Below are 22,013 nucleotides of genomic sequence, written 5' to 3'. Positions count from 1 at the left end.
ATCCCCCCGAAGCCAGCCCGCCATACCGCCGAACGAGCACCTCACCCGGCGTCCACGGCTCCGTCCCACAGATCCCCGTGGCGGCGGTGTGCCGGGGTGAGGCCCTGCGTGAAGTACTTGTCGTAATACTCGTTCTCCACGTGGTGGGCCTGCAGCCAGACCCCCGGGACGTGGATCGCGTCCGTGTGCGCGGGGAAGCGGCGGTGGGTGCGCAGGATGTACGTGCAGATGTCGCGGGCGCACTCGATCACCCGCTCCTCGTACTCACTGGCCTCGGCGAGATAGCGCTGGCCGTAGTCCTCCCGGTAGATGCGGGTGAAGACGTCCTTGTCGCCGTAGACGCCCCCGGGGCCGAACTTCTCGCGGATCACCGCGTCCACCGCGTCGGACATCGACGCGAACGCGGGCGGGCACATCGCGGAGATCAGCTGCTCCCCGTCCGGCCCCTTCAGGCCCACCGGGTGCGAGCGGACGTTCGCGTACTTGGGGAGCGGGATGTGCCAGCGCCAGATGTCGGCCGGACGCCAGCGCGGGGTGACGAAGGTGAAGCCGAGCATCCTGCCGTAGGCGCGGGAGAACTTCGGGTCCCCCAGGGCTATTTGGGGGTTGATGGACGCGTGGATCCAGGCGCCGAGGCCCATCGCCTCCGCCACCAGCATCAGGTTCTGCAGCAGCAGGTCGGCCTCGATCTGGGTGCGCAGCGGGCCGAGGGCACCCAGCGGGAGCTTCAGCTTCTCGTTCAGGAAACCGTTCTTGATCCACTTCTGTACGCCCGCGGGCCGGTAGAAGTTCCGGTCGTCCACCAGGGTGGGCCGCGCCCCGTCCGGCTGCGTGAGCAGGTACATCAGGGCGTTGATGTACTGGTGGGAGAGGTCGACCACCGGGAAGAGGACCGTCGTGCCCGGCAGGTTCGACAGGAAACGGTTCGAGTCGAGGTAGGCGGGGAAGTCCCGCAGGCCCTCCGCCACGTCGAGACGGTGACCGAGGACCTTGACCTTGGTCTCCCGCGCACGGGCGGTCAGTGTCGCGTCGTCGAAGGGTTCCTCGGGCGCCGGCGGCAGCTTCCGCAGGTAGTACGTGCCCGTGTCGTTGATCAGGAAGAAGTGCGTGCCCTGCGCGTTGTCGGGGCTGCCCGCGGTGCGCCCCGCCATGGTCAGGTTCGGCTTCGCCATGATCGGTTTGCCGTCGCGCGGGTCCTCGAAGGGGCGGTCGGGCATGGTCAGCCCCGTACAGCCGGTGAGGGCGATCAGGACCGCCTCCTCCAGCTCGGTCAGGGGCTGGGGGGTGTCCTTGGAGACGTAACTCATCGACCCCGCGGGGACGGTGGCGCCGCGGCTCACCCGGTGGGTGCGGCGGCGCCAGACCGTCTCCAGAAGGGGGCGTACGAAGAGGTCGGCGAGCCCGGGGTGGTGGCCGTTCGCCCGGCTGTCGGGCCCGGCCTCACCCGTTGGCATCGCTGCCTCCGTCCCGCACCGGCTTGACCTGCCGCCACGGTGCGAACGCGCTGGCGTCACGGGGCAGCAGACCCGCGAGGTCCGGCGCGTGGCGCTGGATCACGGACTTCATGCCGCTTTTCTCGACCCATTCGATGCCGAGCGGCGTGTAGATCTCGGGGCGGTAGTCGACGGTCAGGAAGCGGTCGCTCTGGAGGCGCCGGGTGGCCATCAGGATGAAGATGCGGAAGGCCGTGTCGCTGAAGCCGAAGCCGGTCGGCGGGTTCTCGGCGAACAGGCCGACCACCGTGTCGATCTCGTCGACCGAGCTGTAGACGTCCTTGAGGCGCGCCACGGTCTCGGGGTCCTGGCTCAGGTCCTCGAAGCGGCGGATGCGCGGCTTGTGCAGGCCCGCCCGGAAGTCGTTGTAGCGCGGCACGCCCCGCCTGCGGGTGCGGACGAGGTCGACGACCGACAGGTCGATGATCTCGCCGTCGCGCTCGAAGCGCTGCAGCGCGCGCGGGAAGTTGTTCAGGGTGATCGCGCCCGGGTGGGCGATGCCCAGCGAGTAGAGGGTGTCGGCCAGACCCGTCTTGCGGATGGCGGCCTCCGCCGCGCCGCCTTGGATGTCCTGGAACGTCAGGCTCTCCAGGCGCTGCCCGAAGTGGTGCTCGCGCATCACGTAGTCGTCGGGGATCAGCGGGTGCATCCGGTAGACGGTGACGAAGTCCTCGGTGAGGGAGTACGGCGCCGCGTGGTGGTCCGGCAGCGTCTTGGGGATGCCGGTCAGCGAGTGGGATTCCAGGAGCCACAGGCCCAGCTTGTTGAGCCAATTGGCGGGCGGGCCCTCCCAGTTGGTGTGCAGGCCGAGGTCGATGGCCTCGGTGGCGAGGATCGCCGGGGTCCACTCCACCGTGTGGATCTTGGCGATGAGGGCGGAGACGACAAGACGCGCCGTGTGGTAGACGCTGTCCTCGCTCATCGCCGGGTACTCCCGGCGCAGGGCGGCGCAGACCGCGTTGTGTTCGCGGGCGAAGAGCGTGTGCATGGCGCTGAGGCCGAGCCACCAGCTCTCGTTGAAGCCGGTGAGCGGGATGCCGTTCTGGCCGCCGGTGGGCAGGTGGCCGTCCTCCAGGCGCAGGTCGGCGCTGCCGTCGGCCTCGCGCAGGAACCTCGCGGTCTGCTCGTCCGCGCCGTACACCTCGGAACCGTCCCACCAGTGGGACGCCGTGTTGGCGAAGAGGATCGGCGGCTGGTCGCCGGGGAGCTGGATGCCCTCGTTCTCGGCGAAGCGCATGACGTTCTCGGGCGGCCCGCCGGGGGTGTTGTGCCAGGTGCTGCCGGGCGGCAGCGGGACCTCGACCGACTTGGTGCCCGTCGGGTAGCGGCCGTGGTTGACCCAGTCGTGCACCTGGAACTGGATCCAGGCGGCGGCCAGGATGTTGAGCGAGGTCGCGGGCACGAAGGTGTCGCGTTGCAGGAGCGTGCGGCTGACGGTGACCGGGTTCGGGGTGTCGAAGAGGTCGGGCCGGTAGTCGGGCTTCAGGTTGCGGCCGAAGGCCGCGCCCACGGATCCCATCTTGGGCGCGGAGAGGTCGTTGTACGTCCCGTCGTACGACCGGGCCGTGCGCAGCCGTTCGTCGGCCGGCTGCGGCACCCGGACGGCCTTCGGCGGCGCCTCGTGGACGTCGGTGTCGATGAGGTTGAGGCGCCGGAGCACCTTGCGCAGGTAGACCAGGTTCAGCAGGCTCGCCTCCAACGGCAGCCTGTACCACGGCACATACCGGTTGAGCGCGCCGAAGAACCGGCCGACGGGAATGCCGAGGACGGTGTTGCGCAGCGGCTCCCCGGTGACGAAGCGCAGGCCCTGACGGTGGGCCACGCTCGCTTCGTACGCGGCCTTGCGGGCGCGGTTGAGATTGCCGAGGGGGCGGAACTCGTCGGTCGTGTACCAGGGGTTGAAGGCGAGCTCCTCGACCCGGCCGGCCGCCGCCTGAGCGTCTGCGCCGGCCAGGTCCTGGCGTGGCACGGTGAGGCGGGCGACGGGCACCGGGGGCGCGACGTTGTCCTTCCACTCCACCGAGCCGTCCTCGATGGGCGTGCGCTGCTCGTCCACGTACCGCTGGACGCACAGGTCGAAGACGACGTCCGACGTGATGAGGCGGTGCGCGAGCTCCCGGTGCAGGAAGCCCGGGTCGCGGCGCTCGGGCTTGGGGTCGGGGGCGCTGCCCATGACGGGACGCAGGAGGTAGCGGACGGGGCCCGCCTCGCCCCAGAGGATGGCGCCGCGGCTCCAGTACGTCTCCTTGGCGAGGCTGTTGACCTTGTGCCGGGTGGCGGCCTGGATGTTGCGCCGCATCCGGGTCGCGGTGGAGAAGCCGACGGCGAGCGGCAGCTTCACGAAGAGGCCGAAGGCCTTCTGGAGCGTGCTGTCGGCGCCCGCCATGGCCTTGGCGAAGGCCACGAACTCGCGGGCGTCGCGGGCGTGCGACACCGGGAAGTTGGTGGCAAGCAGGTCATGGCTCTCCTCGTCCGACACCGTCACGCGCACGGCCACGCCGCGCAGATCGGCCACGGCGTCGGGCTGCCGGGTGCCACTGGCGTTGGAGAGCCGCACGGTCGCCGCGTACTCGGCGCCCGGCTGGGCGAAACCGCCGCGCAGGGCTTCGGGGAGGTCCGCGTGGAAGGTGAGGCGGGCGTTCTCCACGCCGAGCGCGGGTTTCGCGTGCTGGGTGCGCGCGAGCGAACCGGCGTCACTTGTACGCCGGTTCTTCGCCTGGACCTTCATGATCTCGTGGGCCAGGCGCTCGAAGAGGCGGTGCTCCGCCTCGGGGCTGCCGCCCACGTATCGCTCGTAGGTCTGCTCGTACTGTCCGGTGTCGGCCATCAGGCGATTCCTTCGCACGCAGGCTTACGGGACGGGGCTGGGTCAGGGCCTAGAGCCCTGTCCGAGGACAGGGCTCTAGGACGCTACTGGCGGCGCCGGACGGCCGCAGCGCGGGTTCCCGCCTATGTGCGGGGCCCGGCCCTGACCTCGAACAGGCAGACGGGCGGCGGTATTTGGGCCTGTCGGGCGCCCGCAGGTGGCCGTGCGAGGCGGCGCGGGTGATCGTCCGGCTGTCCCTCTGGGGTCTTCTCTCACAGCAACCCCAGGAGCGGGGCGCGCCGGTGGCCGGTCCGTGACGGGTCGGCTGGGCCCGGGCGCGCGCGAGTTGACTGCGGACCGGGCCGGTGGTGTGCTCGCAACTCCGTTGCCGTCGCCGCTCGTTCCGGGGGAAACCATGCGCGACCACCACGTCCGCGCTCCGTCCTTCAGCGATCTGCGCCGCCCGTTCAAGGCCGGTGCGGACACCGGCCCCGGGCCGGGCTTCCCGGTCTATCCGGACCTGGTGGAACGGCTGGTGGCGGACAAGTCGCAGCCCGATCCGGAGGGCGTGGTCCCGCACGCGCTCGCGACGTGCGCGGCGTACTCGTACGCCGGCACCGCCGAGGACGCCGACCCGGAGACGCTCGCCATGATCATGGCGCGGCTGGGTCTGGAGGAGAACCGCTGCCGGGTCTTCGAGCAGCGGGTGGGCGCCATGTACATCGCCTCGGCGGCGTACCTGCTTCAGGACAAGGACCGGCGGGTGGTGATCCTCTGCTATCGCGGCACCCAGCCGGAGGACATCATCAGCATCCTCACCGACGCCGACGTACGTCCCGAGACGCTCCGGGTGGCCCTCGGCGACGAGCGGTACGACGTCCACGCGGGCTTCTACCGCAACATGCGGGCATCGCGGTACCTGGTCATGCAGGCCCTGGAGCGGGCGCTGCGCGGCGAGTCGGTCGACCCCGAGGAGCAGGGCGCGGTGGGCGGCGGGATGGAGGCGCTCTACATCACCGGGCACAGTCTGGGCGGTGCGATGGCGGCGCTGATGGGCGTCGTGCTGACCCACGAGCCGCGTTACGCCGCCGTCGCCGAACGCCTGAGGGCCGTCTACACCTTCGGCCAGCCCATGCTGGGCGGCCCGGAGCTGGCCCGCGCCTGCCACGAGGCCCGCGACCCGCGGGGCGTGCACGTACTGCGTGACCGGCTCATCCGGTACATCTATGACCGCGACGTCGTGCCCGCGCTGCCGCCGCGCCCGGTCGGGCCGTACGCACCCTTCGGCCGCGAGTTCCACTACCGGGGGCGGCGTGGCGTGGCCGACGGCGCCTTCTCGCTGGTGGCGGACGCGCTGACCGAGGCGCTCGCCCTGCCCGGCGATCTGCTCGGGGGCCGGCTGCGCGCCATGGCGGGGCAGCGGGCGAGGGCGGTGGGGCGGGCCGTGGAGGGCCTCGCGCGGGGGCCGCGCCGGGAGGCCGGCTGGGTCGAGGTGCGCGAACCTGCGCCGCACTACCCGCAGATGGACAGCCTTGCCGGGCTGGCGGTGGTGGCGCCCCTCGCGTTCTTCGCGACGCGCCTCGCGCTGACCCGCACGATCCCGTTCACGTACTCCTTCGAGGACCACGGGCCGGGGCACTACGTGAACGCGCTGGCTCCGCCGGGGGTCATGAGCGAGTACGGCGACGTCCTGTGAGGCGGCGGCAGACGCCCGGGGGACCTAGTCGATGAAGGCTCCGTCGACGTAGACCCACACCCCGTCGACGCGCTCGAAGCGGCTGCGCTCGTGCAGGGCGTCGGGGCGGCCCTCGTCGGTGTAGCGGGCCCGGAACTCGACCGTGCCGGTGGTGTGGAACGCGGTTCCGTCGGCCGTGTCCAGGATCTCCAGGCCGACCCACCGCAGGCCCGGGTCGAACTCGACGCGGGGCGGCCGGGTGCGGGGGTGCCAGGTGCGCAGGAGGTACGCCTCGTTTCGGACGGCGAAGGCGCAGTACCGGGAGCGCATCAGCTCCTCAGGGACGGCGGCCACGGCCTCGCCCTGGTGCAGCCGTCCGCAGCACTTCTCGTACGGCTGAGGGCGGCCGCAGGGGCAGGACGGGGTGCTGGGGGCGCGTCGGGACATGCGGACCATTGTCCCCGACGCCACGGAGATCCTTCGGCAGGGCCGGAGATCCTTCGGCAGGGCCTTAGGGCGCGAGGATGTCCAGCTCGTGCAGCGCGCCCACCGCGATCTCCCGCGTCAGCTCCTCCGCGCGCGCCGGATCGCCTTCCCGCACCGCCTCCGCGAGCCTGACGTGCAGGGTGACGGCGGCCGGGTCCGGGTCCTCGAACATGACCTGGTGGTGGGTGCGGCCCGCGAGGACCTCCGCGACGACATCACCGAGGCGGGCGAACATCTCGTTGCCCGACGCGTTCAGGACGATGCGGTGGAAGTTGATGTCGTGGAAGAGATAGCCCTCCAGCTGCTGGCCCCGCGAGGTGGCGACCATGCCGAGGGCGCATTCGGTGAGGGCCGCGCACTGCTCGGGAGTGGCGTGCTGGGCGGCGAGCGCCGCGGCGGCGGGTTCGATCGCCGAGCGCAGGACCGTGAGGGAGCGCAGCTGGCGGGGCCGGTCGGCGCCGGCCAGACGCCACCGGATGACCTGGGGGTCGTAGACGTTCCACTCCGCGGTGGGCCGCACCGTCACGCCGACCCGGCGCCGGGACTCGACCAGGTGCATCGACTCCAGGACTCGCACGGCCTCGCGCACGACGGAGCGTGACACCTCGAAGCGCTGGGCCAGCTCGTCCGTGCGCAACACGCTGCCCGGCGGGTACTCGCCACCGGTGATGGCGGGCCCGAGGCTTTCCAGTACGCGAGCGTGCAGCCCACGGGCCTGATCGGTCATGTCGTCAGGGTATGTGGGGACCCGCGGGAACAAAAAGTCAGACTTTTGTGTCACAGCCTCTTGAATTTGTCAGACCTAATGGGTTTCAGTGACGTGAACGAGCCATGGGTCTCCCCCGTCCCGTGGCTCGTTCCGGACCGATGGCTCGTTTCGGACCGATGTCGAAGAAGACAGCGAGGCAGCACAGCGATGAGCACCCCCCACGTCGTCGTAGTGATGGGCGTTGCAGGAACCGGCAAGACAACGATCGGCCCCCTGCTCGCGGCACAGCTCGGCGTTCCCTACGCCGAGGGCGACGACTTCCACCCCCCGGCGAACATCGCCAAGATGTCGGCCGGGACCCCGCTGACCGACGACGACCGCTGGCCGTGGCTCGATGCCATCGGCGCCTGGGCCCACGGCAGGGCCGGACTCGGCGGTGTGGTCAGCAGCTCGGCGCTGAAGCGCAGCTATCGCGACCGGCTGCGGGCTGCCGCTCCCGGCGTCGTCTTCGTGCACCTCACCGGCGACCGCGCCCTCATCGAGGACCGCATGTCCCACCGCCAGGGCCACTTCATGCCGACAGCCCTGCTCGACTCGCAGTTCGCCACGCTGCAGCCGCTCGGCGCGGACGAGGCGGGCGTCGCCGTCGACGTCACCGGCAGTCCGGACGAGATCAGCGAGCGCGCCTTCCAGGCCCTTGGCGCGCTCGACCAGTAGTCCCAGCAGTCCCCCGTAGTCCCCGTAGCCCCGTAGTCCCTGTTCCCCCGCACCCCCCTCCCCTGACGTACAAGGAAGACACCGTGACCAGTCTCAGCGTTGAGATGCTGGCAGCGGACGCCGTCGAGCCGATCACCTCCGCTGGCCATGCCCAGCTGGGTATCGCCGTCCTCGCGGGCATCGCCGTCATCGTCCTGCTCATCACGAAGTTCAAGCTGCACGCGTTCCTGGCCCTGACCATCGGTTCGCTCGCCCTCGGCGCCTTCGCGGGCGCCCCGCTGGACAAGGCGATCGCCAGCTTCACCGCAGGTCTCGGCTCGACGGTCGCGGGTGTGGGTGTGCTGATCGCGCTCGGCGCGATCCTCGGCAAGCTGCTCGCCGACTCCGGCGGCGCGGACCAGATCGTCGACACGATCCTCGCCAAGGCGGGCGGGCGCTCCATGCCGTGGGCGATGGTCCTGATCGCCTCGGTGATCGGGCTTCCGCTCTTCTTCGAGGTCGGCATCGTGCTGCTGATCCCGGTCGTCCTGATGGTCGCCAAGCGCGGCAACTACTCGCTGATGCGGATCGGCATCCCGGCCCTGGCCGGTCTGTCCGTGATGCACGGGCTCATCCCGCCGCACCCCGGCCCGCTGGTCGCGATCGACGCGGTGGACGCGAACCTCGGCATCACCCTCGCGCTCGGCGTGCTCGTCGCCATCCCGACGGTGATCATCGCCGGTCCGGTCTTCTCGAAGTACGCGGCGAAGTGGGTGGACGTCCCCGTCCCCGAGAAGATGACGCCGCAGCGTCCTTCGGAGGACCTGGAGAAGCGTCCCGGGTTCGGCGTGACGGTCGCGACCGTGCTGCTGCCCGTCGTGATGATGCTGGCCAAGGCCCTGGTCGACATCATCGTCGACAACCCCGAGCACACGGTTCAGCGCGTCTTCGACGTCGTCGGCTCGCCGCTGATCGCGCTGCTCGCGGCGGTCATCGTGGGCATGTTCACGCTGGGCCGTGCGGCCGGGTTCACCAAGGGGCAGCTCTCGACCACCGTCGAGAAGTCGCTCGCGCCGATCGCCGGTGTGCTGATGATCGTCGGTGCGGGAGGTGGCTTCAAGCAGACCCTCATCGACTCGGGTGTCGGCAAGATGGTCCTGGAGATCTCCGAGGACTGGTCGATCCCGGCACTGCTGCTCGCGTGGCTGATCGCCGTGGTGATCCGCCTCGCCACGGGTTCGGCGACCGTCGCCACCATCTCGGCCGCGGGCCTCGTGGCACCGCTGGCCGCGAACATGTCCGACACGCATACGGCGCTGCTCGTGCTGGCCATCGGAGCGGGGTCGCTCTTCTTCTCGCATGTGAACGATGCGGGGTTCTGGCTGGTGAAGGAGTACTTCGGGATGAGTGTCGGGCAGACGATCAAGACGTGGTCCGTGATGGAGACGATCATCTCCGTGGTCGCGGGCGGGTTTGTTCTTCTGCTGTCCCTTGTGATTTAGCCGGGGTCAGAGCGTCCTCAAACGCCGGACGGGCCGGAACATCCAGCCCGTCCGGCGTTCTTGTCACCTGCGCCACAGCGCATGCTTCCGCTCCGCCCACTCCACGTCCACCGACCCGGTCCGCATCCCGCGTCTCGCCTCCGGGTCCGCCCACGCCATCCCCACGTGGCCGGCGATCACCACGCCTAGTGCGAGGGCCAGCCAGTCGTGGACGAACGTGCTTCCCGTGCGCCAGGTCAGGGGGGCGAGGTCCGTGAACCACATCAGCAGGCCCGTGCCCAGCATCACCAGGACCGCCCCCGCCAGCCAGCCCGCGTACAGCTTCTGGCCCGCGTTGAACTTGCCCGCCCGCCGGGTGCGACGCCGCAGCCAGGCCCTGTCGTACGGGCCGAAGCGGTTCAGGAGGCGCAGGTCGCCGCGGAAGGCGCGGGAGGCGAGGCCCGCCAGGAACGGGGCCGGGAGCAGCAGCCCCGACCATTCGTGGACGGTCACCACCAGTGCGCGGCGCCCCACGAGTTCGGCCAGCTGTGGGATGTAGAGGCAGGCCGCGGTCGCGACGCAGACCCCCATCAGGAAGGCCGTCACCCGGTGCACCCACCGCTGCGCCGGGCTGAACCTCCGTACCCGTGCCGTCACTTCAGGCCGTGGGCTCGTCGTCCCTGCCATTCGAATCACCCACCCACGCGTCGACGTCGTAGCCCCGCTTCTCCCAGTAGCCCGGCTTCACCTCGTCCGTGAGCGTGATCCCGGAGAGCCACTTCGCGGACTTGTAGAAGTACATCGGGGCGACGTAGAGGCGGGCCGGGCCGCCGTGGGTGTGGCCCAGGTCCTTGTCCTGCATGCGCAGCGCCACCATGACGTCCGCCCGCCGGGCCTGCTTCAGGGTCAGGCTCTCGCTGTACGTGCCGTCGAAGCAGGTGAAGCGGACGGCGCGGGCGGTGGGGCGTACGCCTGCCGCGTCGAGCAGGCGGGAGAGACGTACGCCCTCGAACGGTGTGCCCGGCACCCGCCAGCCCGTCACGCACTGGACGTCACGCACCAGGCGCGTCTGCGGCAGGGCGCGCAGTTCGGCCAGGGTGTAGTCGGCCTCGCGGTCCACCAGGCCGTCGATCTTCAGGCGGTACGTCGACGCGTTCTTGTGCGGGACGGACGCGGCGACCGAGTAGTAGCGGAAGCCGCCGCCGTTCGGGAGCAGGTCCGTCAGGCCCGTGGGGTCCTTGTCGGAGGCGGCGCCGAGGAATGCCTCCAGGCCTCGCTGGAGCGGTGGCGCGGCGGCCACGCCCAGGGCGCCGAGGCCGAGCATGCCCAGGACCAGACGGCGGCCGACCGGCGCGCCGCCTGCGTGGTCCTCTTCGGGCGGGTGCTGAGGGGAGCTGGTCACCCTTCGATTCGAGCACCCGCGGCCCCCGGGGTACAGGGGCCGCGGGTGTCCGTCAGCGTTCCGTCACATTCAGCGGGCCTTTTTGCTCGCCCGGCTACTCGCCCGGCGTCTTCGCCGCCTTCTCCAGCTGGAACGCCTCGTTGCCCAGGCCGATCCGTGCGTGCGCCTCCGGCTTGGCCGAGCGCAGGTACAGGCCGTAGAGCACGCCGATGAGGGCGGCGAGCAGGATGATGCCGGGCAGCACCCAGCTGAGCGCCGAACCGGAGTCCGCGCCGACCAGGACGTCGAAGTCCTTGACGGTGTAACCCGCGATGACGAGCAGGCCGACCGCGGCGAGCGCGGATGCGGTGATGCGCCAGGCCTGGGCGCGCGCGGCGCCGCGTCGCACGAAGAAGACGATGACCGCGACGGACGCCGTGGCCATCAGGAGGATGACGCCGAGGGCGCCGATGTTTCCGCCCCAGGTGAACAGGTGCAGGACCGGCGCGGTCGGGTCGCCGAACGGGCCGTCGTCGGTGACCGCGAAGGCCACGACGACCAGCACGGAGATGACCGTCTGGAGCAGCGAGCCGGTGCCGGGGGCGCCGGTGGAGGTGTTGGTCCTGCCGAACGCGGCGGGCAGCAGACCCTCGCGGCCCATGGCGAAGGCGTAGCGCGCGACCACGTTGTGGAAGGAGAGGATCGCCGCGAACATGCCCGTCACGAACAGGACGTGGAGTACGTCGGTGAAGGTGCCGCCGAGCCGGGACTCGGTGAGCCCGAAGAGCAGCCCCGCGCTCTGTTCCTGCGCGGCCGGGACGATGCCGGAGGGGCCCGCGGCGACCGAGAGCGCCCAGGAGCTGATCGCGAAGAAGATCGCGACGAAGCCGACCGCGAAGAACATCACGCGGGCGACGACGACCTGCGGGCGGTCGGTCTCCTCCGCGTACACGGGGGCCTGCTCGAAGCCGGTGAAGGCGGCGATGCAGAAGCAGAGCGAGGTGGCGACGCCCGCGCCCGTGAGGGTGTCGGGGTTGAAGGCGTGCAGGGACAGGCCTTCCTTGGCCGGGTCCGCGATGGCCGCGATGTCGAAGATGACGACGAGCGCCACCTCGATGAGCAGCAGCACGCCGAGGACGCGCGCGTTCAGGTCGATCTTCAGCCAGGCGAGCACGGCGACGACGGCCACGGTGACGAGCGCCGGTATCCACCAGGCCACTTCGACGTCGAAGTACGTGTTGAGCAGCCCGGACACCTCGAAGCCGAGGAGGCCGTAGAGCCCCGCCTGAAGGACGCTGTAGGCGACGAGCGCGACCAGCGAGGCGCCCGCGCCCGCGGTTCCGCCGAGGCCCCTCGATATGTACGCGTAGAAGGCGCCGGCGTTGTGGACGTGGCGGCTCATCTCGGCGTAGCCGAAGCTGAACAGGCCGAGGACCACGCCGAGGATGAGGAAGAGCAGCGGCTGTCCGACCACGCCCATCACGCCGTATGTGGTGGGCATGACACCGGCGACGACCATCAGCGGTCCGGTCGCCGCGAGCACGGACAGGAGGAGACCCGCCGTCCCGAGGCGGCCGGCGCGCAGTGCCGTCTCCTGACCCTTGTACGTGCTGATCCCGCTGCCGTCGGCGGCTCTGCTCGCGGGTCGCGTGTCGCTCGTGCTGCTCGAACTGCCCGTCGCCATGGCGCGGTTGTCCTTTCGGGTGGGCCGGTTGGTGCGGTGGGTCAGGCGGAGCCGAGCGCGGCGCCGCGCGCGGCGGTGAACGCCTTGTACGGGTCCCGGTCCGGGTACGACCAGGGGGCTCGGGTCGCGTGCCGCCCGATGCGGTGGAAGAGGGCGGCCGCCTCGGCCGCCCGGCCCTCGCAGAACTTGGCGTGGGCGAGGAAGTTGAGGTCGACGAGGCCGCGCGGGTGGGCCCCGGCCGTGGGCATCTGCCACTCCAGCCACCAGTCGAAGGCGGCCTTCATGACCTGTCGGGCCCGGCGTCCCGTCCAGTGCTCGGAGGCCGCCGGGTTCACGGGCTCGCTGCCCGCGGCGGCGAGCACGCGGTAGCGCTCGGCGTGCGCGATGACCGGCAGGACCGCCAACGGCGAGTCCGCGGGCGCCTGTTCGGCCGCCCAGGCAGCGAAGTCGTACACCTCGTGCAGCGGGTCCTGGCCCGCGGCGGGGCGCCGCTCGGCGAGCCTGGCCACCATCAGGTGGTGGGCGTGGTGGTGCTCGGGGTGCCGGTGGCGGACCTCGTCGAAGAGCCGGACGACGTCCTCCTCGCGGCCGAGTGAACGCTCCAGGGTGAGCAGCGCGAGCCACGGCGTGGGGTCGGCCGGCAGCAGCGCGGCCACTTCGCGGCAGGCGTCCCGCGCCTTCTCGGAGCGCCCCTTGCCGCGCAGCGCGAGGTGCACGGAGGCATGGGCGAGCAGCACGAGGACATCGGTGCTCTCGGGCTCGGCGAGCCGCCAGTCACGGGCCCAGGCGGTGGTGGTGGGCTCCTGCGCGAGTACGTCGAACCGGTGGCCCCTGCGGTCCCAGTCGTCGCCGGTGGCGGCGAGCAGCGCGCGGACCTCGGTCCAGCGGCCCTGGGCCAGGGCGGTGCGGGCGTCCACGAGTTCGGCGTCGTCGAGTGCGGGGTCGAAGGCGTAGGCCGCTCGCTTGCGGGAACGGCCCAAGGGGGGTGGGGGTGGTGACACCGCGGGACTTCCTCCCCGGCGCGGCTCGCGTACGGATGATCACGCACAGCAAAGCGGTAGGCAGCCCTCCAGTCAAGGTCTGCCTTACCCGGGCCCCTTCACCAACTCGTTTCAGAACCTTAAGACTTCACCCCTCACCTGCGGAGTTGACCGACAGGACACGATTCGGACAAGCGGCGACGATCACGTCACGGCACGACGAACGCGGCGTTCAGCCAACCGACTTGGCCGCCGCCCGGCCCGCGGTGCGCCCCGAGAAGAGGCAGCCGCCGAGGAACGTGCCTTCGAGCGAGCGGTAGCCGTGCACTCCCCCGCCGCCGAAACCGGCCGCCTCCCCCGCCGCGTACACACCGGGGAGCGGTTCGCCGCCCTGGGCCAGGACGCGCGAGGACAGGTCGGTCTCCAGGCCGCCGAGGGTCTTGCGGGTGAGGATGTTCAGCCGCACCGCGACGAGCGGGCCCGCCTTGGGGTCGAGGATGCGGTGCGGGGCGGCGGCCCTGATGAGCCGGTCGCCGAGGAATTTGCGGGCGCCGTGGATCGCGGTGACCTGGAGGTCCTTGGTGAAGGGGTTGGCGATCTCGCGGTCGCGCGCGGTGACGGTGCGGCGCAGCGCGGCCTCGTCGATGAGGGGTTCCTTGGTGAGCGCGTTCATGCCGCGCACCAGGGAGGAGAGGTCCTTCTCCACGACGAAGTCGGCGCCGTTGTCCATGAACGCCTTCACCGGGGCGGCCACGTCGGCGCGCGCCCGGTCGATGACGCCGCGCACGGACTTGCCGGTGAGGTCGGGGTTCTGCTCGGAGCCGCTGAGCGTGAACTCCTTGCCGATGATGCGCTGGTTGAGCACGAACCAGGTGTATTCGTACCCCGACTTCATGATGTGTTCGAGCGTGCCGAGGGTGTCGAAGCCGGGGAAGAGCGGCACGGGAAGCCGGTCGCCGCGCGCGTCCAGCCAGAGCGAGGAGGGACCCGGCAGGATGCGGATGCCGTGGTTGTCCCAGATGGGGTTCCAGTTCTGGATGCCCTCGGTGTAGTGCCACATGCGGTCGCGGTTGATGAGCCGCGCGCCCGCGTCCTCGGTGATGCCGAGCATCCGGCCGTCGACGTGCGCGGGCACGCCGGAGACCATCCGCTCCGGCGGGGTGCCGAGGCGCTCGGGCCAGTTGGCGCGCACGAGGTCGTGGTTGCCGCCGATGCCACCGGAGGTGACGATCACCGCCTGGGCCCGGAACTCGAAGGAGCCGGTGACCTCACGGCTGCTGGCCGTGCCGCGCTCGGCGTCGGAGGGTTCGAGGACCTCGCCGCTCACGGTGTCGACGCTGCCCGCGCTGCGGGACAAGGCGGAGACCCGGTGGCGGAACTTGAGCTGGACGAGGCCGCGGGCGACGCCCTCGCGGACCCGGCGCTCGAAGGGGGCGACGAGGCCGGGACCCGTGCCCCAGGTGATGTGGAAGCGCGGCACGGAGTTGCCGTGGCCCTGCGCGTCATAGCCGCCGCGCTCGGCCCAGCCCACCACGGGGAAGAACCGCACGCCCTGCCCGTAGAGCCAGGGCCGCTTCTCGCCCGCGGCGAAGTCGACGTACGCCTCGGCCCATTTGCGGGGCCAGTGGTCCTCGGGGCGGTCGAAGGCGGCGGTGCCCATCCAGTCCTGGAGGGCCAGGGCGCGGGAGTCCTTGATGCGGAGCCTGCGCTGCTCCGGGGAGTCGACGAAGAAGAGCCCGCCGAAGGACCAGTGCGCCTGGCCGCCGAGCGACTGCTCGGGCTCCTGGTCGACGAGGATGACCCGGCGGCCCGCGTCGACGAGTTCCGCGGTGGCGGCGAGGCCGGCGAGGCCCGCGCCGATCACGATGACGTCTGCGTCGTAGGCCATCCGGGGGTTCCTCCTAAGCAGGGGCTTACTGGTGAGTCAGATCCTGAGTAACCGCGGGAGCGGCGTCAACCGTCTGGCTCCTGGAACAGCGCCTCGCTTTTAATAATGGCCAGCATTACAATGCCTTCATGGCCAGGACCTCAGGACCCGAGACCCGCGAGAAGCTGATCCGCGCGGGCGAGGAAGTGTTCGCCGCGCAAGGCGTGCACGGCGCGCAGCTGCGGGACATCGTGCGGCTCGCGGGGCAGAGCAACCCGTCCGCCGTGCAGTACCACTTCGGCAGCCGCGCGGGCCTCCTGGACGCCGTCATGGCCGAGCGCCAGTCCCGTACGGAGAAGATGCTCACCGCCGAGCTGGACCAGGCGGCGGACGGACTCCGGGGGCTGCTCACGGCTTTGGTGCACGCGGAGGCGACCGAGCTCCGCTCGGAACGCGGCCGCCGCTGCCTGCGCGTCTCGGCCCAGCTCAGCCACGAGAGCGGCGTCCGCACCCGCACCCCGCACCCGACCCTCGACGGCACCGTCTACTGGGACCTGATCGGCCGCGCGGAGGACTGCCTCACCGGCCTTCCCGAGCCGCTGCGGCTGGAGCGCCTCGACCTGGCGCTCACCCTGATCGGCGCCGCCATGGCCGACCGCGCGGGCCAGTACCTGGCGGGCACCACCCCCCTGACCGACGAACCGCTCTTCCTCGCGGATCTCGTCGAGACCACCACGGCCCTGCTTCGGGCCCCCGTCCCGCGGAGGGAACCATGAGCGCAACGCACGACCTCACCGGCAAGACCGTCGTGATCACCGGAGCCGCCCGCGGCCTCGGCGCCGAGGCCGCACGCCAGGCGGTCGCCGCCGGTGCCAATGTCGTCCTGACCGACGTCCTCGACAAGGAGGGCGAGGTCACGGCCGCCGAACTCGGCGAGCGCGCCCGCTTCGCGCACCACGACGTGACATCGGAAGAGGACTGGCAGCGCGTCGTGGCCCTCGCGGTCGGCGAGTTCGGCGGGGTGCACGGCCTGGTCAACAACGCCGGCATCTCCACGGGCCAGTTCCTGGAGTCGGAGTCGGTCGAGCACTTCCGCAAGGTCCTCGACATCAATCTCACCGGCGTCTTCATCGGCATGAAGAGCGTCGTCCCGGCCATGAAGGAGGCCGGCGGCGGCTCCATCGTCAACATCTCGTCGGCGGCCGGACTCATGGGCCTGGCGCTCACCGCCGGTTACGGCGCGTCCAAGTGGGGCGTCCGCGGGCTCACCAAGATCGGCGCCGTGGAGCTCGGCACCGCCCGCATCCGCGTCAACTCCGTCCACCCGGGCATGACGTACACCCCGATGACCGCGCAGGTGGGCATCGAGCGGGGCGAGGGCAAGTACCCCAACACCCCGATGGGCCGCGTCGGCGAGCCGCACGAGATCGCGGGCGCCATGGTCTTCCTGCTCTCCGACGCCGCCTCGTACGTGACCGGCGCCGAGCTCGCCGTCGACGGCGGCTGGACCGCGGGCCCCACCGTCAAGTACGTCATGGGGCAGTGAGGGCGGCCGCCCGGCGTGGTGGGGTTGGATGGTCGGCATGACGTCGAACAGCCCATCCGTGCCCGATCCCAGCGAAGAGATCCTTTCCGTCGTCGACGAGAACGACGAGGTCGTCGGCGAGGCCCCGCGCGGTGAGGTGTACGCGCGCGGCCTGCGCCACCGTTGCGTGTTCATCCAGGCACGGGACGCCGAGGGCCGCGTGTTCGTGCACCGCCGCACACCGGTCAAGCTGGTCTTCCCCTCGATGTACGACATGTTCGTCGGCGGTGTCGTCGGGGCCGGCGAGTCCTACGACGACGCCGCCCTGCGCGAGGCGGAGGAGGAACTCGGCGTCCACGGACTGCCGCGGCCCACACCGCTGTTCAAGTTCCTGTACGAGGACGGCGCGGGGCACAGCTGGTGGTCGTACCTCTACGAGGTGCGCTGCGACCTGCCGGTGGACCCGCAGGCCGAGGAGGTCGCCTGGCATGCCTTCATCGGCGACGCGGAGCTGGAGGAGCGGCTCGGCGAGTGGGACTGGGTGCCGGACGGGCTCGCGGCGTACGAGCGACTGCGGGAATACCGCGCCAGCTAGGGTCGGCAAGTGAGCAACTTCGTACAAAGCCTGCGCCTGTGGTTCGCGCCCGAGCGGATCCGCGACGAGGGCGACACCCCCGACTACCGCTTCTCGCTCGCCAACGAGCGCACGTTCCTCGCCTGGCTGCGCACCGCCCTCGCCCTCATCGGCGGCGGTTTCGCGGTGGACCAGTTCCTGCCGGACCTGCGCTGGGGGTGGCGCATCGGGCTCGCACTCGCCCTGCTCGCCGCGGGCGTGCTCAGCTCGCTGCGCGCGGTCAACCACTGGGTGCGCTGCGAGCGGGCGATGCGGCGCGGCGACGATCTGCCCGTCTCGCGCTTCCCGACCGTCCTGAGCCTGGCCGTCGCGGTCGTGGCGCTCGCCATGGTCGTCGTCGTGCTCTTCGGGTGGGAGGGGTGAGCGACCGGGGCGAGACGGCGGTCCCCGAGCGCGATCCGGGGCTGCAGCCGGAGCGCACCCGGCTCGCGTGGCGGCGTACGACCCTGTCCTGCACCGTCGCGGCGGTCCTCGCGGCGCGCGCCGCCCTCCAGGAGGGCACCACCCCGGTGGCCGTCGTCGCCTGCGCGCTCTGCCTGCTCCTGTGGCTCGGTTTCCTGGTCGTGGCGCACCGCAGGATGACCGAGCTCGCCGCGAGCAGCAGGCCGCTGCGGCTCCCTGCGCGGGCCGCGGCGACGGCCGCGCTGTGCACGATGGCGCTGGCGGCGTGCGCGACGGCCATGGTGTTCTGAGCGGCCCCTCGGGATTCACGGCCCTCAGTGCTCGGCGGGCCCGTCCTCCGCCGTCCAGTCCACCGTGACGACGATCTTGCCCCGGGTACGGCCCTCCGCGCCGAGGCGGTACGCGTCCGCCGCCTTCTCCAGCGGGAACGTCTCGTCGACGTGGACCGTCACGACGTCCTGCTCCACGAGCTGCGTCAGGTGCCGGAGATCGTCGGCGTCCGGCCGTACGAAGCAGTAGTGGCCGCCGAGGCCGATGACCGCGCCGTCCGCGATCGACGCGAGGCGGCCGTCGGGCGCGAGGAGGTCGGCGGACACCTTGAGGGTGTCGCCGCCGATCGTGTCGAAGGCCGCGTCCACCCCGTCCGGGGCGAGGGCCCGCACGCGGTCGGCCAGACCGTCGCCGTAGGTGACCGGTTCCGCGCCCAGTTCCCGCAGGTAGTCGTGGTTGCGCTCGCTCGCGGTGCCGATGACGCGGGCGCCCGCGTGCCGGGCGAGCTGGACGGCGATCGAGCCGACGCCGCCGGCCGCCGCGTGCACGAGGACGACGTCCCCCTCCGTCACCGAGAGCGTCTTGACGATCACCTGATAGGCGGTGAGCCCGGTGAGCGGCAGGCCCGCGGCCTCCTCGAAGGTGAGGTTGCGCGGTTTGCGGGCCAGGGTGCGCACGGGGGCCGCCACGTACTCGGCGAAGGTGCCGCGGGAGAGGAAGTCCTCGCGTACGTAGCCGATGACCTCGTCCCCCACCACGTACTCCGGGACGGAGGCGCCCGGCTGCACCACGACGCCCGCGACGTCCCAGCCGGGGATGACCGGGAAGACGGGGTCGAGGATGCCGTCGAGGTGGCCGCCCATGCACTTCCAGTCGACGGGGTTCACCGACGCGGCGCGGACTTTCACGAGGACGGAGTCGGGGCCGACCTTGGGGTCGCGCACATCGCCGTACTCGAGGACTTCGGGGCCGCCGTACCGGCGGTAGCTGATCGCCTTCATGGGGTCGGCTTCCTGGGGGCGCTTCGTGGGGTGACGGAAACATCAACGAGGCTTCCATATCCCCATCAAAGGGGCATTGGGTACTAGCCTGAGAGAGTCACCCCTCCCACGGAAGGTGTAGTCGCCATGACCACGCTCCACCACGAACACCCCGTCCACGAGCATGTCCACGGCCCGGCCTGCGGGCACTCCGAGGTGCCGCACGGCGACCACGTCGACTACGCGCACGACGGCCACATGCACCGCCTGCACTCCGGCCACTGGGACGAGTGCGAGCCGGACGAGCACTCCGTGCACGAGGGGCACGACCACCGGCACGGCGAGGGCTGCGGGCACAGCTCGGTGCTGCACGGCGACCACGTGGACTACGTGCACGACGGCCACCGACACGCGGCGCACGACGGTCACTGGGACGACCACTGAGGCCTGCGGGCCGCACCGAGGGGCAACCGCCTCCGCCGACTTCCCCCGCACGGGCGCCAACTGGCAGTCTGTGGCGGGGGATCGGCCTGTCCGGAGGCTTTCGTCCCGCCGCGATCCTGATCACGTTCGCCCTGCGCTCTGGACTACATACCGACTGGTCGGCATCATGAACGTCAGCGCGACGCCGCGCGTCAGCGCCGCGGCACCCAGACGACGACCGTCCGACCAGGAGCGAAGATGAGCTCAGACCATCCACCAGGCCTCGACCTCGACCAGTTGCGCGGCCATCTGGACCGCGAGCGGCCGGGCCTCGTGGGCGGCCCGCTCACCGCCCGGCTGATCGAGGGCGGCCGGTCGAACCTGACGTACGCCGTGACGGACGGCACCACGCGCTGGGTCGTACGGCGGCCACCGCTCGGGCACGTCCTCGCGACCGCGCACGACATGAAGCGCGAGCACCGGGTGATCAGCGCCCTGCACCGCGGGACCGAGGTTCCGGTGCCGGCGCCGGTGCTGCTCTGCGAGGACGTCGACGTGCTCGGGGCGCCCTTCTACGTCATGGACTTCGTGGACGGCACGCCGTACCGCACCGCCGAGGAGCTCACGCCGCTGGGCGCCGAGCGCACCCGCGCCGCGGTCCTCGGGCTCGTCGACACCCTCGTCGACCTGCACTCCGTGGCCCCCGAAGCGATCGGGCTGGGTGACTTCGGACGGCCCGAGGGCTTCCTCGACCGCCAGCTGCGCCGCTGGGGCAAGCAGCTCGACGCCTCGCGCAACCGCGACCTGGCGGGGATCGACGAGCTGCACGCCGCCCTGGGGCGGCAGCTGCCCGACTCCCCCGCGCCCACCGTCGTACACGGCGACTACCGCCTCGACAACGTCCTGATCGGCGAGGACGACCGGATCAAGGCGATCCTCGACTGGGAGATGTCCACCCTCGGCGATCCGCTCACCGACCTGGGCCTGCTGGTCATGTACAGCACCCGCCTCCAGCTGCCCGACTCCCCCATCAGCACCACGGCGGGCGCACCGGGTCACCCGGAGGCCGCGGAGCTGATCGAGCGGTATGCCGCGCGCTCGGGGCGCGACGTCTCCGCGGTCTCCTGGTACACGGCGTTCGCGTGGTTCAAGCTCGCCGTGATCCTGGAGGGCATCCACTACCGGTACACGCTCGGCCAGACGGTCGGCGCGGGCTTCGACCGCATCGGGGAGCTGGTCCCCGTCTTCATCGAGCACGGCCTCACCACCCTCCAAGGACGACAGGAAGGCTGAGACAGCCATGGACTTCGCATTCGACGCCCGTACCGAAGAGCTGCGCGACAGGCTCCTCACCTTCATGGACGAGCACGTCTACCCGGCGGAGAAGGTCGCCGAGGAGCAGCGCGCCCAGCTCGCCTCCCCCTGGGACACCCCGGCGATCGTCGGCGAGCTGAAGGCCGAGGCCCGCAAGCAGGGCCTGTGGAATCTCTTCTTGCCGGACGCCGAGCACGGCGCGGGGCTCACCAACCTCCAGTACGCCCCGCTCGCCGAGATCACCGGGCGCTCCCCGCACCTGGCGCCCACCGCGCTGAACTGCGCGGCGCCGGACACCGGCAACATGGAGGTCCTCGCCCAGTTCGGCAACGACGAGCAGAAGAAGCAGTGGCTGGAGCCGCTGCTCGCCGGTGAGATCCGCTCGGCGTTCGCGATGACCGAGCCCGAGGTCGCCTCGTCCGACGCCACGAACATCACCACGCTCATCGAGCGCGACGGCGACGAGTACGTCATCACCGGGCGCAAGTGGTACATCTCCGGGGCGATGAACCCGGACTGCCAGATCTTCATCCTGATGGGCAAGACGGACCCCGAGGGCTCCGACCCCCGCCGCCAGCAGTCCATGGTCCTCGTGCCGCGTGACACCCCCGGTGTCGAGGTACGGCGCGCCATGCAGGTGTACGGCTACGAGGACCACTCCCACGGCGGGCACGCCGAGGTCGTCTTCGACGGGGCCCGGGTCCCCGTGAGCAACCTGATCGGCGAGGAGGGCGGCGGCTTCGCCATCGCCCAGGCGCGCCTCGGCCCCGGCCGCATCCACCACTGCATGCGCCTGATCGGCATGGCCGAGCGGGCCATCGAGCTGATGTGTCAGCGCGCGGTGGCGCGTACGGCCTTCGGCAAGCCACTCGCCCAGCAGGGCGTCGTCCAGGAGTGGATCGCGGACGCCAGGGTCGCGGTGGAGCAGCTGCGCCTTCTCGTCCTGAAGACCGCGTGGCTGATGGACACCGTGGGCAACAAGGGCGCGCACACGGAGATCCAGTCCATCAAGATCGCCACCCCGCGTACGGTCGTCGACATCCTCGACCAGGCGGTCCAGCTGCACGGCGCGGGCGGCGTCAGCCAGGACTTCCCGCTCGCCGAGCTGTGGGCTTCCGCGAGGACGTTGCGTCTGGCCGACGGACCGGACGAGGTGCACCAGCGGTCGCTGGCCCGACGCGAGCTGAAGAAGTACCTGTAGGTATCG

21 protein-coding genes are annotated in these 22,013 nt (G+C 71.2%); 11 read left to right on the top strand and 10 right to left on the bottom strand.

Features of this window, described 5'->3' with window-relative positions:
- Positions 1 to 41: 41 nt before the first annotated feature.
- Together AB0I66_RS28650 and AB0I66_RS28645 are read right to left on the bottom strand one after the other, a co-directional pair.
- Complete coding sequence (locus tag AB0I66_RS28650; protein ID WP_363210837.1) at positions 42 to 1,454, bottom strand: hypothetical protein; 1,413 nt, start codon at positions 1,452 to 1,454, stop codon at positions 42 to 44.
- Complete coding sequence (locus AB0I66_RS28645) at positions 1,441 to 4,320, bottom strand: peroxidase family protein (RefSeq protein WP_363210836.1); 2,880 nt, start codon at positions 4,318 to 4,320, stop codon at positions 1,441 to 1,443. The genes AB0I66_RS28650 and AB0I66_RS28645 overlap by 14 nt, the downstream gene beginning before the upstream one ends.
- 394 nt (positions 4,321 to 4,714) lie before the next feature.
- Between AB0I66_RS28645 and AB0I66_RS28640 the strand changes: the two genes are divergently transcribed.
- Entirely contained in the window at positions 4,715 to 5,995 is a 1,281-nt protein-coding gene (locus AB0I66_RS28640; protein ID WP_363210835.1) for a lipase family protein, read from the top strand.
- A gap of 24 nt (positions 5,996 to 6,019) precedes the next feature.
- On the opposite strand, the gene AB0I66_RS28635 is transcribed toward AB0I66_RS28640, so the two are convergent.
- Positions 6,020 to 6,421 carry a YchJ family protein gene (locus tag AB0I66_RS28635; RefSeq protein WP_363210834.1) on the bottom strand — a complete coding sequence of 134 codons (402 nt, stop codon included), beginning with the start codon at positions 6,419 to 6,421 and terminating at the stop codon, positions 6,020 to 6,022.
- A 64-nt stretch (positions 6,422 to 6,485) separates the two neighbouring features.
- Positions 6,486 to 7,187: an FCD domain-containing protein gene (locus AB0I66_RS28630; protein ID WP_363210833.1), complete on the bottom strand. Its 702-nt coding sequence runs from the start codon at positions 7,185 to 7,187 to the stop codon at positions 6,486 to 6,488.
- 189 nt (positions 7,188 to 7,376) lie between these two features.
- On the opposite strand from AB0I66_RS28630, the gene AB0I66_RS28625 reads away from it, so the two are divergent.
- Together AB0I66_RS28625 and AB0I66_RS28620 are read left to right on the top strand one after the other, a co-directional pair.
- Entirely contained in the window at positions 7,377 to 7,886 is a 510-nt protein-coding gene (locus AB0I66_RS28625) for a gluconokinase (protein WP_363210832.1), read from the top strand.
- Positions 7,887 to 7,969: 83 nt separating this feature from the next.
- Positions 7,970 to 9,367: a gluconate:H+ symporter gene (locus AB0I66_RS28620; RefSeq protein ID WP_363210831.1), complete on the top strand. Its 1,398-nt coding sequence runs from the start codon at positions 7,970 to 7,972 to the stop codon at positions 9,365 to 9,367.
- A gap of 63 nt (positions 9,368 to 9,430) precedes the next feature.
- Here AB0I66_RS28620 and AB0I66_RS28615 read toward each other — a convergent pair whose 3' ends face one another.
- The 5 genes from AB0I66_RS28615 to AB0I66_RS28595 all read right to left on the bottom strand — a co-directional run bounded on the left by AB0I66_RS28615 (position 9,431) and on the right by AB0I66_RS28595 (position 15,279).
- Positions 9,431 to 10,033 carry a cytochrome b/b6 domain-containing protein gene (locus AB0I66_RS28615; RefSeq protein WP_363210830.1) on the bottom strand — a complete coding sequence of 201 codons (603 nt, stop codon included), beginning with the start codon at positions 10,031 to 10,033 and terminating at the stop codon, positions 9,431 to 9,433.
- On the bottom strand, positions 10,005 to 10,670 hold the full coding sequence (locus tag AB0I66_RS28610) for a molybdopterin-dependent oxidoreductase (protein ID WP_363211139.1): 666 nt from the start codon (positions 10,668 to 10,670) through the stop codon (positions 10,005 to 10,007). The genes AB0I66_RS28615 and AB0I66_RS28610 overlap by 29 nt, the downstream gene beginning before the upstream one ends.
- Before the next feature lie 172 nt (positions 10,671 to 10,842).
- A complete protein-coding gene (locus AB0I66_RS28605; RefSeq protein WP_363210829.1) occupies positions 10,843 to 12,411 on the bottom strand; it encodes an APC family permease in 1,569 nt (522 codons plus the stop codon).
- Positions 12,412 to 12,452: 41 nt separating this feature from the next.
- Positions 12,453 to 13,412: a hypothetical protein gene (locus AB0I66_RS28600; protein WP_363210828.1), complete on the bottom strand. Its 960-nt coding sequence runs from the start codon at positions 13,410 to 13,412 to the stop codon at positions 12,453 to 12,455.
- A 211-nt stretch (positions 13,413 to 13,623) separates the two neighbouring features.
- Complete coding sequence (locus tag AB0I66_RS28595) at positions 13,624 to 15,279, bottom strand: FAD-binding dehydrogenase (protein ID WP_363210827.1); 1,656 nt, start codon at positions 15,277 to 15,279, stop codon at positions 13,624 to 13,626.
- Positions 15,280 to 15,407: 128 nt separating this feature from the next.
- Here AB0I66_RS28595 and AB0I66_RS28590 point away from each other — a divergent pair, with 128 nt between their 5' ends.
- The 5 genes from AB0I66_RS28590 to AB0I66_RS28570 are packed head-to-tail and all read left to right on the top strand — an operon-like array spanning position 15,408 to position 18,109.
- Positions 15,408 to 16,034, top strand: a complete 627-nt coding sequence (locus AB0I66_RS28590) for a helix-turn-helix domain-containing protein (RefSeq protein WP_363210826.1) — start codon at positions 15,408 to 15,410, stop codon at positions 16,032 to 16,034.
- Positions 16,031 to 16,804 carry a glucose 1-dehydrogenase gene (locus AB0I66_RS28585; protein ID WP_363210825.1) on the top strand — a complete coding sequence of 258 codons (774 nt, stop codon included), beginning with the start codon at positions 16,031 to 16,033 and terminating at the stop codon, positions 16,802 to 16,804. Before AB0I66_RS28590 ends, AB0I66_RS28585 begins: the two co-directional genes overlap by 4 nt.
- Before the next feature lie 37 nt (positions 16,805 to 16,841).
- A complete protein-coding gene (locus tag AB0I66_RS28580) occupies positions 16,842 to 17,378 on the top strand; it encodes an NUDIX domain-containing protein (RefSeq protein ID WP_363210824.1) in 537 nt (178 codons plus the stop codon).
- Positions 17,379 to 17,387: 9 nt separating this feature from the next.
- Complete coding sequence (locus tag AB0I66_RS28575) at positions 17,388 to 17,780, top strand: DUF202 domain-containing protein (RefSeq protein WP_361052801.1); 393 nt, start codon at positions 17,388 to 17,390, stop codon at positions 17,778 to 17,780.
- On the top strand, positions 17,768 to 18,109 hold the full coding sequence (locus AB0I66_RS28570) for a DUF202 domain-containing protein (protein WP_363210823.1): 342 nt from the start codon (positions 17,768 to 17,770) through the stop codon (positions 18,107 to 18,109). Before AB0I66_RS28575 ends, AB0I66_RS28570 begins: the two co-directional genes overlap by 13 nt.
- 24 nt (positions 18,110 to 18,133) lie before the next feature.
- Here AB0I66_RS28570 and AB0I66_RS28565 read toward each other — a convergent pair whose 3' ends face one another.
- Positions 18,134 to 19,090: an NADP-dependent oxidoreductase gene (locus AB0I66_RS28565; protein ID WP_363210822.1), complete on the bottom strand. Its 957-nt coding sequence runs from the start codon at positions 19,088 to 19,090 to the stop codon at positions 18,134 to 18,136.
- 126 nt (positions 19,091 to 19,216) lie between these two features.
- On the opposite strand from AB0I66_RS28565, the gene AB0I66_RS28560 reads away from it, so the two are divergent.
- The 3 genes from AB0I66_RS28560 (at position 19,217) to AB0I66_RS28550 (ending at position 22,007) form a co-directional block, all read left to right on the top strand.
- Entirely contained in the window at positions 19,217 to 19,513 is a 297-nt protein-coding gene (locus AB0I66_RS28560) for a hypothetical protein (RefSeq protein WP_363210821.1), read from the top strand.
- 237 nt (positions 19,514 to 19,750) lie between these two features.
- A complete protein-coding gene (locus AB0I66_RS28555) occupies positions 19,751 to 20,785 on the top strand; it encodes a phosphotransferase family protein (RefSeq protein ID WP_363210820.1) in 1,035 nt (344 codons plus the stop codon).
- Between the two features lie 7 nt (positions 20,786 to 20,792).
- Positions 20,793 to 22,007, top strand: a complete 1,215-nt coding sequence (locus AB0I66_RS28550) for an acyl-CoA dehydrogenase family protein (RefSeq protein WP_363210819.1) — start codon at positions 20,793 to 20,795, stop codon at positions 22,005 to 22,007.
- The last annotated feature ends 6 nt before the right edge of the window (positions 22,008 to 22,013 follow it).

Origin of the sequence: Streptomyces sp. NPDC050439, assembly GCF_040655335.1 — a bacterium.
Lineage (GTDB): Bacteria > Actinomycetota > Actinomycetes > Streptomycetales > Streptomycetaceae > Streptomyces.
The sequence above is the reverse complement of the archived record's forward strand: the minus strand, read 5'-3'. Positions and strand labels throughout refer to the sequence as shown.